Here is a 15,393-nt window from a genome sequence, read left to right on the forward strand (position 1 = left end):
GATTGTGAAGCCGTTAGAACAGTCGTCCGATAAGCTATTGTCACAGGGAGAAATGCGTGATTTAATTGCGCGAGCACAGCAGGGCGATCATGAGGCTCGTAAACGTATGATTGAAGGGAATACGAGACTTGTGTGGTCCATCGTACAACGCTTTACAACTAGAGGTGTGGAGCTTGAGGATTTATTCCAAATAGGCTGTATAGGTCTTATGAAATCCGTGGATAAATTCGATTTAACGTATGATGTAAAATTTTCGACATATGCGGTACCTATGATTATTGGAGAAATTCAGCGCTTTCTTAGGGATGATGGGATGGTAAAGGTGAGCCGCTCTATTCGGGAGTTAAATTTTAAAATTCGTCATGCAACGGATGAGTTCATTAAAAATAATGAGCACCCACCTACCATTCAGGAATTAGCACAGGTACTTGGTGTCACGGCTGAGGAGATTGTAACAGCTTCAGATGCTTTGAGAGATCCAGCTTCCTTACATGAACAATTGTATGAAAGTGAAGGAGATTCCATTACATTAATGGATCAAATGAAGGATGAAAAATCTGAACAGCCTTTTGACTATATTCCGCTTAAAGAGGTATTAACTAGACTTGATCCACGAGAGCAATCGATAATCTATTTGCGCTATTTCTCAGATTGTACCCAAACAGAAATAGCCAATAGATTGGGTATTTCACAAGTGCAGGTATCACGGTTAGAGAAAAAGATTCTTGCTCAATTAAAAACCTGGATGGCCACAAGTGCCACTGTAGAAGAGGAAGAAATAAAAAAAGACAACTAAGAAAATGGTGACAGCATGACAAATAAATTATTTAACAGCTTAGAAGAAGCCGAAAATTTTCTTATAGAGCAATTTGGTGACGGCGAATCATTTGACGTGGGTATCAAGCATTTATTTGTCAAAGATTTGCCGGTTCTTTGTGCATATATAAGTGGGCTTGTAGATGGAGTAGCCTTAACGCAGTTACTGTCTAATATGTTGCCTGATGAGGACATTGAAATTGATCTGGAGGATGAAAAAGAGTATTTTGAATCCTATTTTAACTTTCATGGTCGCTCAGAGGAAACGGAGCGTAAAGCTTATTTATTAGCCATTTTAAGTGGACAAGTAACCTTTATCACCAAAAGTGGTTACTGCTATGTTGCTGAGCTACGAAATTATCCAGGTCGCTCACCTGAGGAGCCAGATAATGAAAAAGTTATACGTGGTTCAAGGGACGGTTTTACAGAAGGAATTTCTCAAAATACGGCTTTAATACGTAGGCGTATTCGCAATAGCAATTTACGTTTCGAGCTACATAAAGTATCCAAAATTGGTCAAACAGATGTTGCCCTAACGTTTATAAAGGATATTGCGAATACTGAAATGCTCGATAAATTGCGACAGCGTATCGGTCAGATTGAGCACGATGGCTTAACAATGACAGATAAATCGCTTGAGGAATGGCTGTTTAAACAAAAGTTCCATCCAGTTCCATTTGTACGTTACTCAGAACGACCAGATATTGTTGCAGCGCATTTACTAGAAGGACATATTGCACTCATTGTGGATACATCCCCTTCAGTCATTATTGTTCCTGCAACTGTGTTTCATTTACTGCAGCATGCTGAGGAGTATAGACAGGCACCAATAGTTGGCACCTTTGTTCGATTTATGCGTTATTTTGGAGCCATTATGGGTTTACTTTTATTACCTCTATGGTATGTATTTGCAACAAATCCATCCATCTTGCCTGATGCAATTTCCTTTTTAGGTGAAGAGAAAAAATCACATATTCCATTATTGCTGCAAATTCTAATTGGTGATATAGGGATTGAGTTTTTGAGGATGGCCGCCATTCATACCCCGTCCCCATTGTCTACTGCGATGGGCTTAGTTGCAGGGGTAATTATTGGCCAAATTGCCATTGATGTAGGATTGTTCTCGTCAGAGGTTGTGTTATATACCGCTGTTGCTGCTATTCTAACATTTATTATTCCGACCTATGAGCTAAGTATCTCTGTGAAGCTCTTTAGATTAGTGTTGTTAATTATGACAGGTCTTTGGGGTGTGAACGGATTATTTATAGGTATTTTTCTATTATTTACGTATTTATGTTCATTACGTCCGATGCAGGCGCCTTATCTTTGGCCGTTAATTCCATTCTTTCCAGTGGCGATGCTTCGTGTGCTGATCCGTTTCCCGATGACAGCAGATGCACTAAGACCTTATGTAGTCGCTTCCAAACAGCGAAAAAGATCATAGGAGCCGTTGCACTCGTTTTTTTCATGTGATAAAGTTCACATATAGTATTTTGTGATTTTTGCAAAAATTATCTTCATACAGCAAATGGATTATCTTCATTCAGTAGAAGACTCCCATCTCTACAGGTGGTGAGATGAATGCAGTTTTGCTTTCTTTTCTGTGGGTGTCCAAAAACCTACTGAATGAAGATAAAGCCTCCGGCGGATGTCACGAATTTTCAAAGGAATGAATTGTGCAGGCACAATTCAAAATCCGGACGCAATTACGCCAAGGCGAAATTGATTCATACAGATACGAATTTGTGAACGGAAGATAAGCATGAAGGATTGTTTGAGTGCTATAAAATATTGTAGTATTCAAACAAGCGCAATAAAATTTTCATGTGATGAATCACAGAATGGAACGATGTGAAAAGGGAGAGATGCACATGCATTTATATGGGACACAAGCAATTTCTGAAAAAGGTCATTTAACAATAGGACAGGTAGATACACTAGAGCTTGCCAAAGAATACGGTACACCTTTATTTGTGTACGATACAGCGCTTATTCGTAAGCGTGCACGCGGCTTTATTGATACGTTTAAAAAACTAGGCGTTAAAGCAGAAGTAGCTTATGCTTCAAAGGCCTTTGCATGTGTAGCTGTGTACCAATTAGCGGCCGAGGAAAATTTATCATTAGATGTAGTCTCAGGAGGAGAATTATTTACAGCATTAAAAGCTGGATTCCCTGTTGAGCGTATTCATTTCCATGGTAACAATAAAAGCATAGCTGAATTAGAGTTAGCCTTCGATGCCAAAATAGGTTGTATTGTCGTAGATAATTTCTATGAAATTCAATTATTAAAAGAAATTTCAGAGCGCCTACAACAAAAAATGCGTATTTTACTACGTGTTACTCCAGGTGTCGAAGCACATACGCATGATTTTATTACGACAGGTCAAGCGGATTCTAAATTTGGCTTCGATTTAAATAATGGTCAAGCAGATGAAGCATTCCAACAAACATTTAACCATCAATATTTAGAACTTCTAGGTTTACACTGCCATATTGGCTCACAAATTTTTGACACAGCTGGCTTTGGCTTAGCGGGTGAAAAATTAATCGATAAAATTTCGGATTGGAACAAGGTTCACGATTTTACATGTACTGTGTTAAACTTAGGAGGAGGCTTCGGAATTCGTTATACAGAAGAAGACGCACCTCTTGAGCCACAAGTATATGTAGAAGATATGATTACAGTTGTCAAAAATAAAGCGACTGTGCTTGGACTTAAAATGCCGGAAATTTGGATTGAACCAGGTCGTTCACTTGTAGGCGATGCAGGTACATCTCTTTATACGATTGGTTCACAAAAAACAGTGCCAGATGTACGTAAATATATTGCTATAGATGGAGGCATGAGTGATAATATCCGTCCAGCACTATATGATGCGAAATATGAGGCCGTTATTGCAAATAAAGCAAGTGAACCAAAAAGTGAAACATATACGGTGGCTGGGAAGCTTTGCGAATCTGGTGATAAATTAATTATCGATGCAAAACTTCAGGAAGCAGCTTCTGAAGATGTATTAGCAATCTTCTGTACTGGCGCGTACGGATATTCTATGGCAAGTAACTACAATCGTGTTCCACGCCCAGCTGTAGTGTTCGTAGAAGATGGTAAGCATCAGTTAGCAATTCGACGCGAAAGTTTTGAAGATATTGTACAAAACGATCTCCCGCTTACGTTAAAAAAGGGTGAGTAAATTTGAGGAAAAATAAATGGGTTTTACTAGCGTCCATTTCAGTTTTTATCTTATTGTGGGGCGTACTTTATTGGGTGTTGGCGTCTAAAGGAATACTTGGACCTGGTTCGTAAGACAGAAATTGGCTTGCGGTAAAAGTACAAATCGTGTAGGATAGTCAAAGATTATGTACAGCTAGAAAAAGAGGGAATAGACAAATATGTTAATTCGATATAAAAAAGCTTTCGAGAAAATAGCAATGGGGCTACTCTCGTTTATGCCTAACGAAAAAGACATAAAAAAGCTCAAAGAGACAATCCACTCCTATGAAAATAATGATAACTGGGTATTATATTTATGGAAAAAAAACGATGAGTATGTTGGCATTGTCGGACTTGTAACTGACGATAATAATATTGCTACGATTCAGCATGTATCCGTTGTCCCTTCTTACAGAGGAGAGGGCGTTGCGAAGGAAATGCTGCAGGAAGTGGCTGAACTTGGTCAGTTCGAAAGTGTGCGCGCAACGGATGAAACACGAAAATTTGTTCGAAAATGTATAAATTGTATGGATGAAGAAGCAGACGAGCATTAACGTCTGCTTTTTCTATGTTTGCTTTCTTGTCTCTCTGCAAGAATATGTGAGCGATCTCGAAGCATATGTTTATGAAGAAGATAGTTAGCGTTACTTGTTGGTAAAAGTTGTATGCGAGCGATTGTCAAATCTTCCAATGCAGGAGAAAGGGGTAACTGAAAGGCTTTGAAGGATCTACCTGTGTGGATAGCAGAAAGCACCTCGGCAAGTTGTAACATTAGTTTATCGTAGTTAATTTCTGTAAAAAAGATATCATTACTATTAGATTGAAAATTATTGAATGCTTTCTCGAGGATTCGTGCCGCGCCAGTAAAATTGTGACGCCGCCAATGATATAGACCTGTTGCAAGCTGTACATATCCTACGAGAGGATGTTTTTTATCACCTGGAGCAATATCCTTCCAGTATTCCTCAAGAACTTCATGACATTCAAAAAAATCTTGATTGCCATTGAAATATGCACAGTAGTCGATAAATAAAGTATGATGCTGTGGATGCATTTTGGACTCCTTTCCACTATACTAAAAGAACATTAGAAACACAGGGTGGTAAAACAATGTCTTATGAAGTAAAATTAGATGCCTTTTCAGGGCCTCTTGATTTATTATTGCATTTAATTCATAGGTTGGAAATTGATATCTATGATATCCCAATGGCTGAAATTACTCAACAATATATTGACCATATACATGCTATGCAAGTACTGGAGTTAAATGAAGCTAGTGAATATTTAGTGATGGCTGCAACGTTATTGGCAATTAAAAGCCGTATGCTCTTGCCGATTCATGAAGGTGAGCTGGAGGATGCCGAATTAGAAGTGGATGGTCCAGACCCTCGTGAAGAACTTGTACTACGTTTAATTGAGTATAAGAAATATAAGGAAGCGGCTAGTAATCTACAAGAGCTCGAAACGGACCGAGCACAAGTATTTACACGACCGCCAGCAGATTTATCAGAATTAGCCTCAGATGAGCAAATGGCGTTATTTGATATGAATGTCAACATCTTTGATATGCTAGGTGCCTTTCAAAAGCTGATGCGTCGAAAGAAATTAAAAAAACCATTAAAGACAACTGTTGCAAGACAGGAGCGTTCAGTGCGTGACCAAATGCGCTCAGTTGTTGATTCATTACGTTCCACAGGTGGACGTGCATCATTTTTCGCGCTTTTTCCCTATGAAGATAAGCCAACGCTTATTCTGACGTTTTTATCACTACTTGAGCTGATGAAACGTCAGGTCGTCATCGTAGAGCAAGACGGTAACTTTGAAGAATTAACGGTTACCTTACAGAAGGAGGATTGGGATGATGACGAAAACAATGATGCTGCAGAGTAAAATTGAAGCTTTATTATTTGTTGTCGGAGATGATGGTTTAACCATCAAACAATTATCACAGCTATTAGGCGAGGCCGAAGAACCTGTTGTACAGGCTATGCAGGCATTACGTGTAAGCTATGAGGAGGATTTAGCGAGGGGCATAACCGTCAAAGAGATGGCAGGTGTTTATCAGCTAATAACAAAGTCTGAGCTTGCAGATGCTATTCAAAGATTAGTAGAAAATCCTACTGTCCAATCATTATCTCAAGCGTCACTTGAGGTACTTGCGATAGTGGCCTATAAGCAGCCAATTACACGTGTAGCCATAGAAGATTTGCGCGGTGTGAAGTGTGAAAGGCCTATACAAACGCTTGTTTCTAGAGCGTTAATTAAAGAGGTTGGCCGTTCAGAAGGGACAGGTCGTGCAATTCTATATGGGACCACTAAAGAGTTTTTAAACTACTTTGGATTAAATAGTATTGAAGAAATGCCGCCTCTGCCTGAAGAGGATAATGCTGAAACAGAGCAGGAAACAGATTTATTTATGACGAAATTCCAAGAAACTTTTAGTGGGATAAAGTAACATATAAAAGGTATATCATACATTGCTTTCAACATAAATATGTATCTAACATAAACATATTGTGAGATTTCCTTTCAAATAGAAGTTGAAATAGAAGTGCAAGAATCCCTATAGTAGCTCAATTAGTTGAGCTAACGAATAGATGGAAGAGAAACCTATCATTAAATTAGGTTTTATGTTATCTATATTTTCCTATTACTTTTAATAAGGAGTGGCTAGTTGCTTCGGTTAGTACGTGTACTATTGTTCATATCTGTCGTGTTAATACTTATGCTTCCGCAAACCAGCCTAGCAAGAGGAGGCAGCGGATATGCTGTCCTTGATGGGGATACAGGCCGTGTTTTATTAGAATCAAATAGTGATGCACGGCTACCCATTGCCAGCTTAACAAAAATTTGGACAGCGCTTGTTGCTATTGAAAATAGTGATCTTCAGGAAGAAGTGGTTATTTCACCAAGGGCTGCGATGGCTGAAGGCTCATCAATTTACTTGCAAGCAGGTGAAAAGGTGACGGTTGAAACGCTATTATATGGTTTAATGCTACGCTCAGGAAATGATGCAGCAACAGCTTTAGCAGAGCATGCTGGAGGGTCAGTAGAAGGGTTTGTCAAATTAATGAATGAGCGAGCTGTTGTAGCTGGTCTCACAAATACCGTTTTTATGAATCCTTCTGGCTTACATCATGATGAGCATCTATCATCAGCTAGGGATACTGCAGAGATGCTGAGGATTGCCCTTCAAAATAATACCTTCAAGTCAATTGCATCAACTGTTTTATATCGGGCTGATACAGAAAATGGAATGCTTTGGGAAAATAAGCATCGTTTATTACGAGAGGGCGCAGGGACTGCTACTAACTTAGATGACGAAATGAAACAGCCAGTGAGTTCCTTAAAAACGGCAACGGGTACAGCCTTTGCTGGAAAAACAGGTTTTACAAAGGTTGCTGGTCGCACACTTGCTACTGCCTTTCAAAATGACGGGCAAACTTGTATTGTTGTCACACTGAATGAATCCGATGATTGGAATGTACATCGAGGGCTAGCTAATAAAGTGTGGGAAGAATACAATCTTGAGACAGTGGTGAAAAAAGGGAAATATAATGTAAACAAAAAGGTAGCCATTCGATTAGAGCAACCAATTCGATTACAGCTAACTAAAGAGGAAAAAGATAGTGTAAGGCAAGTGTTACATGTTTCAAGGAAACGACAAGAGGCTGTCCTATCGATTTTTATCGGTGAGGAACGAATATATGCAAAGGCAGTAACTGTTGAATCAGCGGATCGTTAAAAGCGAGACGCTGATTTTTTTTATGACATTTGAATGTCCATTAATATGATGTGAATTATGAAAGGAAAATTTTAGAGTCACTGTCGCTTTATCATTAACAGAAACGAGCATACTAAATCTGAATAAAAAGGATCTAAAGTAAATATAAGTGCTAAAAATTAAAGAAACTAGCTAATAAAAAATTATTTCAAATACTCTAATTACTTATTCATAATTAGTTTTTCTTTAATAATACACAAAAGTATGACATAATTTTCACAGATTAGCGGGAAAAATAACCTGATTGAAGATTGTATGAGGTTTATAAATTGGCATGTATGCCATTGCGAATGAAAACTAGAGGTGAAAGTATGGAAAGATTACAAAAGGTCATTGCATATGCAGGTGTTGCATCAAGGCGTAAGGCGGAGCAATTGATTTTAGAAGGTAAAGTAAAAGTGAACGGCGTTGTAGTACGTGAGCTAGGTACAAAGGTGTCCAACTCAGATACGATTGAAGTTGAGGGCGTAAAACTTGAAAAAGAGGATAAGGTTTATTACTTATTATATAAACCTCGTGGAACCATTTCAGCTGTAACAGATGATAAAGGACGCAAAACTGTCACAGATTTATTTAAGCATATTCCGCAACGTATTTTCCCAGTAGGACGTCTTGATTATGATACATCTGGCTTATTATTGCTGACAAATGATGGGGAATTTTCCTATATGTTGACGCATCCGAAATTTAAAATCGACAAAACTTATATTGCGCGTGTCAAAGGTGTTCCAACGATTGAAGGTTTAAAAAAGCTGCAACGAGGAATTAAGCTAGAGGATGGTAAAACAGCACCAGCGATGGTGAGTATGACCTCCTTTGACGAGAAAGCTGGTAAAGCGATTTGTGAAATTACTATTCACGAAGGGCGAAACCGTCAAGTGCGCCGCATGTTTGAGGCAATTGGTACACCTGTTGTTAAATTAAAACGTGAGCGCTTTGCTTTTTTAGATTTATATGGTCTGGCACCTGGAGAGTATCGTGAATTGACAAAGCATGAAGTAAAGCAATTAAGAGTGTTAGCAGAAACAGGGAAAATCGGTTAATTGAACATATACCTGTAGAAAGTGAGTATACCACTATCCGTATGGTGATGTTTTCACTTTCTTAGTGGTGTAATCGTTCATAAATCATTCATAATTATTAGCTAAGCGTTTTTGTATCATTTTGCTATAATAGGTGAGAACAGTACACCTACATTAGTTTCATCTAGTCGAAGTAGTATTCACTTCTGACTGGTAGCTTTTTGGGCGCACAAGCAATTGCATTGTATAGAATTCGACAAACATAATAGCTATACAAAAAATAAGGAATCTATACATAAAAGCTTAGCGTCAATAAATGTTACTCTAAGCCGTAATTGATAGGGGGTTTATTAACTTGGAGAAAAAGAAAAAACGTCTCGTCATCCGTACCATTATTTTAGCAGTTTTGGTCTGTGCAATTGGGTACACTGTATATGGAACAGCGACAAAGGAGAAGGTAGAGTTAGTAGCAGTAGGCTCTAAAGCACCGGACTTCACGTTAGTAGATTTAAACGGTGAGAAACATAAACTGTCTGATTATAAAGGGCAGGGGGTATTTTTGAACTTCTGGGGAACTTGGTGTAAGCCATGTGAAAAGGAAATGCCTGCAATGGACCGTCAGTATAAATCGTTTAAAAACCAAGGTGTACAAACATTGGCTGTCAATATTGCACAAACAGATTTTGAAGTACAGAATTTTGTCGATAGATACGACTTAACATTCCCAGTAGTTATTGACAAAACGAAAAGTGTTATGACTGCCTACAATGTTGGACAATTACCAGCAACGGTCCTTATTGATCCAGAGGGTAAGGTAGCGAAAATTATTACGGGTGAAATGACGGAGGCAAATATCGCTTCGTACATGGAATTAGTGAAGCCGAATGAGGAGTAAATGACTATGGAAAATATCATTTGTGCTTGTGGGCATAGTAACCCATATGGCACGAAGCTCTGTGAAAAATGTGGTCGCCCTTTAACTGAGGAAGGTAAACAAACAAAAGTTGTTGATATGCGCTATGATGGTTCAGCTATTCGATCAAAAACATACAACAAAACATTTATTGATAAAATTTGGAATTTCTTCTCAAGTGTAAAAGTGGGAATTGCCCTTATTATTATCACATTGGTCTCTGCGTCAATTGGAACAATTTTACCTCAAGAGATATATGTAAATGCTCCTGATGCAGGTAAGGCCGAGTATTATGAGAAAGTCTACGGCTGGTTTGGAAAACTTTATAATTATTTAGGGTTATCTGATTTATATAGCACTTGGTGGTTCCAAATTTTAGTTGGAATGTTAGCTATATCAATCATTGTTGCAAGCTTAGACCGTGGGATACCATTGCATAAGTCTCTGAAAAATCAACGCGTTAAACGCCATGAAAGTTTCTTGAAACGTCAACGCATTATAGCAGAGGGACAAGTTTCAAATCCTGAGGATACACTCGAAAAAGTTCAGCAAAAAATGACTGAATTAAAATATAATGTTCGACGTGATGGAAGCGCACTTCTAGCAGAACGCGGCCGTTTTTCTCGATATGGCCCATACATAAACCATGTCGGCCTTATTATTTTTTTAGCAGGTGTTATGATACGTTTAGTACCTGGCTTTTACGTAGATGAGTCAATTTGGATTCGTGAAGGTGAGACGAGAGCAATACCAGGGATGGAAGGCTATTTTATTAAAAATAATAAATTTATTTTAGAAACTCATGACAATAAACCACAGGGTGAGCAGGTGGCACAAGGTGTCAATGTAGTAGCGAAAAACTTCCAAACGGATGTCACTTTATACAAACAACCTGAAGGATCACTTCCTGGGGACTTGGATAATCTTGAGAAGGTGAGAGATTACTCGATTCGTGTGAACCATCCTTTAAAAGAAGATGGTTTTGCTTTATATCAAATGAATTACCGAATGAATGAATTGAAGCAGATGAATTTTGATTTGGTGAATAAAGAAACTGGTGAATCACTTGGTAAAGCTGAAATTGATCTAACGAATCCTAAAAAGGAATATGACTTAGGAAATGGTTCTTCCGTACAGATTCTAGTGTATACACCGGATTTTTCTGGTTTTGAGAATGGTGAACCACAAACAAAAACTTCTATACCTAATAATCCAGCATTTTTATTTAAAATGAAAACACCTCAAACACCAGATGGAGAGGTAAGTTTTGTTGAAATTATGAAGCCACCTCTTGAACCGCTTGGAGAAAATAAATATCGAATGAAATTTGCTAGTGCTGACACGCGAAATACAGCAAACTTTACGATACGTAAAGATAGCACAATACCTATACTATTTGTTGGCGGTATTATTTTCATGATTGGTGTAGCAATCGGTTCGTATTGGAATCATAGACGTTTATGGTTACAGGTAGAGCCAGATGGAAAAGTGATAATGGCTGCCCATGTTAATAAAAATATGTTCAGCATGAAAAAAGATTTAGATGCTGTTTCATCCTTTGCTGATTTACCACCATATATAGATCAGCTAGAGAAGTCAGAAGATGTCGAGAAGTCGACTGAACCAGCCATTACTAAAAAGGAAGGTGACAACACCTTATGAGTTTGATTGACATAAGCGGAAACCTATTGTTTATAGCATTTATAGCTTATCTTGTAGCAACATTATTCTTTGGTGGCTCGATTAAGCAATCGAATGCTACAGGCAAAAATACAGATAAATGGGGCAAGCTTGCTATTGCTATAACTATAATTGGTTTCCTTTCGCAGCTTGGGTATTTTATTACTCGTTGGATTCATACAGGGCATGCACCTGTTAGTAACATGTTTGAATTTACGACAGCCTTTGGTATGTTCATTGTTGCTGCATTTATTTTAATTTACTTTATTTATCGCATGACTGCATTAGGTTTAGTGGCACTACCTGTGGCACTTTTAATAATTGCCTATGCAGCGATGTTCCCGAACGAAGTAAGTCCATTAGTACCATCTTTACAAAGTTATTGGCTAACAATTCATGTTATTACAGCGGCTTTGGGTCAATCGATTTTGGCAATAAGTGCGGTAGCTGGACTGATTTATTTATTAAAAGTAGTAGATGTTACAAAGCCTACTAAAGAGCGCTTTTGGTTAGAAACAGTGATGTTCTGCTTAGTATTAGTAGTTGGCTTTGTCATTGCTTCCTCTACATTTAATGCAATGGATTACGAATCTAAATATTCTTATGTTGATAAAGAAGGTACAGAGCGTCAAATTACTTATAATATGCCACCGATATTTGGAATGAATGAATTTAAAGCAATTGAAGAACATGGTATGTCGCCAATTGTAGAAATGCCTTCACTTATTAATGCGAAGAAATTAACAACGGTTGTTTGGTCATTATTAGTAGGATCGATTTTATACTTATTAATTCGTTTAATTGCTCGACGACGTATTAGCGCAATATTCCAACCATTTGTTAAGCGTGTCAATTTACAATTACTAGATGAAATCGGCTACCGTTCCGTATTAATTGGTTTCCCAGTATTTACATTAGGTGCTTTAATCTTTGCGATGATTTGGGCACAAATCGCCTGGAGTCGTTTCTGGGGATGGGATCCAAAAGAGGTATGGGCACTTATCACATGGTTATTTTATGCAGCATTTTTACATTTACGCCTTTCAAAAGGTTGGGAAGGTAGGAAGTCTGCTTGGTTAGCATTAATTGGCTTCGCCATTATCTTATTCAACTTAGTTGCTGTTAACTTAATTCTTGCAGGCTTACACTCATACGCTTCAAATTAATATGAGACCAGATTACGTATAGATACTTAGGGTAGAGGAATTTAAGCTTATACCTATATCTACTATGAAAACGGTTGTAAAATAACGTTCTGTCTGCTTGAAAAAGCTGTGAACGTTCACTTCCTTTGCCTTGTAGCACAAGTTTTGCAGGATGAACTATTATGGAAGCATATATGAGATTTGCAACGTCGCTAGTATTAGAAAGATAAGCCTTCTTGCTTGTGGCAAGAGGGCTTTCTTTTCTTTTCAATATGTGTCGAACCATGTACAATAGAATGTAGAGAAAGATTGGAAGAGAGGGATCGTGAAAGTGTCAGAAAATATTTCAGTGTTAGTAGTAGATGACGAGGATCGTATTCGACGCTTATTAAAAATGTATTTGGAGCGTGAAGGGTATCTTGTTGACGAAGCAGAAAATGGTGAACAAGCGATCGAAAAATCTTTAGAAAAAGAGTATCACTGTATTTTATTAGATATCATGATGCCTGAAAAAGACGGACTTGAAGTATGTGCAGAAATCCGTGAACGTGCAGCAACACCAATTATTTTATTAACTGCCAAGGGCGAAGAAGCAAACCGTGTACAGGGCTTTGAGCTTGGAGCAGATGATTATATTGTAAAACCATTTAGTCCTCGTGAGGTAGTGTTACGTGTGAAGGCTATTTTACGTCGTTCCCAGGCATTCTCACCTTCGACAAATGCATCCTCTTCTAAAGATTTGGTTGTATTCCAGCATTTAATGATCGACCATGATGCCCATCGTGTAACAGCAGAGGGGATTGAGGTGAATTTAACACCGAAAGAATATGAATTGCTTTATTTCCTAGCGAAATCGCCAGACAAAGTATTTGACCGTGAACAATTACTAAAAGAAGTTTGGCATTATGATTTCTTTGGAGATTTACGTACTGTGGATACACATGTAAAGCGCTTACGTGAAAAACTCAATCGTGTATCTGAAAACGCTGCAAAGATGATTGTTACTGTTTGGGGCGTTGGCTACAAATTTGAGGTTGTCAATGAATAGAATATGGAATAGTGTTGTCGGGAAGCTATGGGTAACCATATTGCTTCTCGTTTCATTTGTATTATTTGTTTTCACGGTATTGATGCTCGAATTTCTACAAAATTACCATATGCAGCAAGCAGAAATTTCGTTGCGCCAAACTGCTGCAACGGTGGCAAGTATAGTAGATGATAATGAAACAGCAGAGTCAACGTCGGAATTATTAAAGGATATTTTACCCGAAAGCACAAATGCACTTATTGCTACAGGTGATAACGAGGTATCATTTGCTTTGCAGGAGGGTGTTAATAAAAAAGAAATACAGGATGCTATATTAGCCAATAAATCTTTTCATAAAATCTTTCAATCAGATGAACCAATTACAAATGAAATGATGATGCCATCATCTACGGATAAAGAAAAAATAGAATCGTATGTGGTGCTCGGCTTCCCATTAAATGTAGAGAATGCCGTGCATGGTGCTGTCTTTATTTATCAAAGTCCAGATGCACTTCATAAAACATCAAAAGAAACGACTAAAATTGTCTTTTTATCTGCCTTTATAGCCTTTGTGCTGACGACATTCTTTGCCTTTTTCCTATCCTCACGTATTACCTCGCCTTTGCGTAAAATGCGAGAATTGGCTTTTGAAATTTCAAAGGGGAATTTTGAAGCGAAAATGCCAACAACACAAAATGATGAAATTGGTCAGCTTGCTGTTGCCTTTAATCAAATGGGGCGACAATTAAAGCATAATCTAGAAGTAATCAATCAGGAAAATGAACAGCTTTCTAATATTTTGACATCGATGACAGATGCAGTCATTACGTTTAATCGAGATCGTACAATATTATTAAGTAACCCACCAGCAGAGCGTTTAATGCAAAAATGGTTTGTTAATAAAGGCTCTCAAAGTGCGAAGCCAATTCCACCAGAGTTATATCATATGCTGGACCATGTACTAATGTTTGAGGATAAACTGGAAGAAGAAATTGAGATGGATGGAAATTATTATACCTTTACAATTAGCCCCCTATACAGTGGGGAATTAATACGTGGAGCAGTTGCTGTTATTCGTGATATGACAGAGCAGCATCGCTTAGAAAAGCTGCGTTCAGATTTCATAGCCAATGTATCCCATGAGCTTAGAACGCCGATTTCAATGCTTCAGGGCTATTCAGAGGCCTTAATGGATGATGATTTTATTCAGGATCAGGAAGAACGTAACGAAATAACAAAAATTATCTATGATGAATCAAAGCGAATGGGACGTCTAGTAACAGATTTATTAGATTTAGCTCGTATGGAATCGGGGCATATGACGCTTTATAAGGATGCCCTCCCGATTAATTCTACATTCGAACGGATAACACAAAAATTTGCTCAGGTTGCTAAAGAGAAACATGTTCGTCTAGTATTTGATAGTGAATTCAATGAGGAAGCTAGGATAAGTATTGACGAGGATCGGATTGAACAAGTGTTAACAAATTTAGTTGACAATGCACTCCGTCATACGGATGAAGGGTCAGTTACTGTCAAAATTGAGCAGGAGCCGACCTTTGCAAAAATATCTGTTCAGGATACAGGACATGGCATTCCAAATGAGGACTTACCTTATGTTTTTGAACGTTTTTATAAAGCTGACAAAGCCCGGACGCGTTCTAAAGGCGGAACTGGCCTAGGTTTAGCTATTGCTAGAAATATTGTAAAGGCACATTCAGGGACTATTATGGTTGACAGTGTGCTGAAAGAAGGTACTACCTTTACGTTTTATTTACCTTTCGAATAATTAATA

The 15,393-nt window shown here is 38.0% G+C and carries 14 protein-coding genes; 13 read left to right on the forward strand and 1 reads right to left on the reverse strand.

Annotation, left to right across the window (positions count from 1 at the left end; genetic code table 11):
- The first annotated feature begins 52 nt into the window (after positions 1-52).
- From sigF to ACQKIM_RS18685, 4 genes are all read left to right on the forward strand, one after another.
- Complete coding sequence (gene sigF, locus ACQKIM_RS18670; RefSeq protein WP_427546767.1) at positions 53-796, forward strand: RNA polymerase sporulation sigma factor SigF; 744 nt, start codon at positions 53-55, stop codon at positions 794-796.
- A 15-nt stretch (positions 797-811) separates the two neighbouring features.
- The gene (locus ACQKIM_RS18675; protein ID WP_427546692.1) at positions 812-2,260 is read left to right on the forward strand and encodes a spore germination protein; all 1,449 of its coding nucleotides are present in this window, start codon (positions 812-814) and stop codon (positions 2,258-2,260) included.
- 427 nt (positions 2,261-2,687) lie between these two features.
- Complete coding sequence (lysA, locus tag ACQKIM_RS18680) at positions 2,688-4,007, forward strand: diaminopimelate decarboxylase (RefSeq protein WP_427546695.1); 1,320 nt, start codon at positions 2,688-2,690, stop codon at positions 4,005-4,007.
- A gap of 199 nt (positions 4,008-4,206) precedes the next feature.
- Positions 4,207-4,581 carry a GNAT family N-acetyltransferase gene (locus ACQKIM_RS18685; RefSeq protein WP_427546697.1) on the forward strand — a complete coding sequence of 125 codons (375 nt, stop codon included), beginning with the start codon at positions 4,207-4,209 and terminating at the stop codon, positions 4,579-4,581.
- Here ACQKIM_RS18685 and ACQKIM_RS18690 read toward each other — a convergent pair.
- Positions 4,578-5,081: a DUF309 domain-containing protein gene (locus ACQKIM_RS18690; protein ID WP_427546700.1), complete on the reverse strand. Its 504-nt coding sequence runs from the start codon at positions 5,079-5,081 to the stop codon at positions 4,578-4,580. The two genes, ACQKIM_RS18685 and ACQKIM_RS18690, sit on opposite strands and share 4 nt — an antisense overlap.
- 56 nt (positions 5,082-5,137) lie before the next feature.
- On the opposite strand from ACQKIM_RS18690, the gene ACQKIM_RS18695 reads away from it, so the two are divergent.
- From ACQKIM_RS18695 to ACQKIM_RS18735, 9 genes are all read left to right on the forward strand, one after another.
- The gene (locus ACQKIM_RS18695; protein WP_427546702.1) at positions 5,138-5,917 is read left to right on the forward strand and encodes a segregation/condensation protein A; all 780 of its coding nucleotides are present in this window, start codon (positions 5,138-5,140) and stop codon (positions 5,915-5,917) included.
- Positions 5,889-6,482: an SMC-Scp complex subunit ScpB gene (gene scpB / locus ACQKIM_RS18700; RefSeq protein ID WP_427546705.1), complete on the forward strand. Its 594-nt coding sequence runs from the start codon at positions 5,889-5,891 to the stop codon at positions 6,480-6,482. The genes ACQKIM_RS18695 and scpB overlap by 29 nt, the downstream gene beginning before the upstream one ends.
- 219 nt (positions 6,483-6,701) lie before the next feature.
- On the forward strand, positions 6,702-7,772 hold the full coding sequence (locus tag ACQKIM_RS18705) for a D-alanyl-D-alanine carboxypeptidase family protein (protein WP_427546708.1): 1,071 nt from the start codon (positions 6,702-6,704) through the stop codon (positions 7,770-7,772).
- 350 nt (positions 7,773-8,122) lie between these two features.
- Positions 8,123-8,854 carry a pseudouridine synthase gene (locus tag ACQKIM_RS18710; protein ID WP_427546711.1) on the forward strand — a complete coding sequence of 244 codons (732 nt, stop codon included), beginning with the start codon at positions 8,123-8,125 and terminating at the stop codon, positions 8,852-8,854.
- 334 nt (positions 8,855-9,188) lie between these two features.
- A complete protein-coding gene (gene resA, locus ACQKIM_RS18715) occupies positions 9,189-9,728 on the forward strand; it encodes a thiol-disulfide oxidoreductase ResA (RefSeq protein ID WP_427546714.1) in 540 nt (179 codons plus the stop codon).
- A gap of 6 nt (positions 9,729-9,734) precedes the next feature.
- On the forward strand, positions 9,735-11,408 hold the full coding sequence (resB, locus tag ACQKIM_RS18720; protein ID WP_427546717.1) for a cytochrome c biogenesis protein ResB: 1,674 nt from the start codon (positions 9,735-9,737) through the stop codon (positions 11,406-11,408).
- Positions 11,405-12,592, forward strand: coding sequence for a c-type cytochrome biogenesis protein CcsB (gene ccsB, locus ACQKIM_RS18725; protein WP_427546720.1), 1,188 nt, complete (start codon positions 11,405-11,407; stop codon positions 12,590-12,592). Before resB ends, ccsB begins: the two co-directional genes overlap by 4 nt.
- Before the next feature lie 310 nt (positions 12,593-12,902).
- Positions 12,903-13,619, forward strand: coding sequence for a response regulator transcription factor (locus tag ACQKIM_RS18730; protein WP_049668637.1), 717 nt, complete (start codon positions 12,903-12,905; stop codon positions 13,617-13,619).
- On the forward strand, positions 13,612-15,387 hold the full coding sequence (locus ACQKIM_RS18735) for an ATP-binding protein (RefSeq protein WP_427546722.1): 1,776 nt from the start codon (positions 13,612-13,614) through the stop codon (positions 15,385-15,387). The genes ACQKIM_RS18730 and ACQKIM_RS18735 overlap by 8 nt, the downstream gene beginning before the upstream one ends.
- Positions 15,388-15,393: the final 6 nt, after the last annotated feature.

This window comes from Lysinibacillus sp. NPDC047702, assembly GCF_050272555.1.
GTDB lineage: Bacteria > Bacillota > Bacilli > Bacillales_A > Planococcaceae > Lysinibacillus.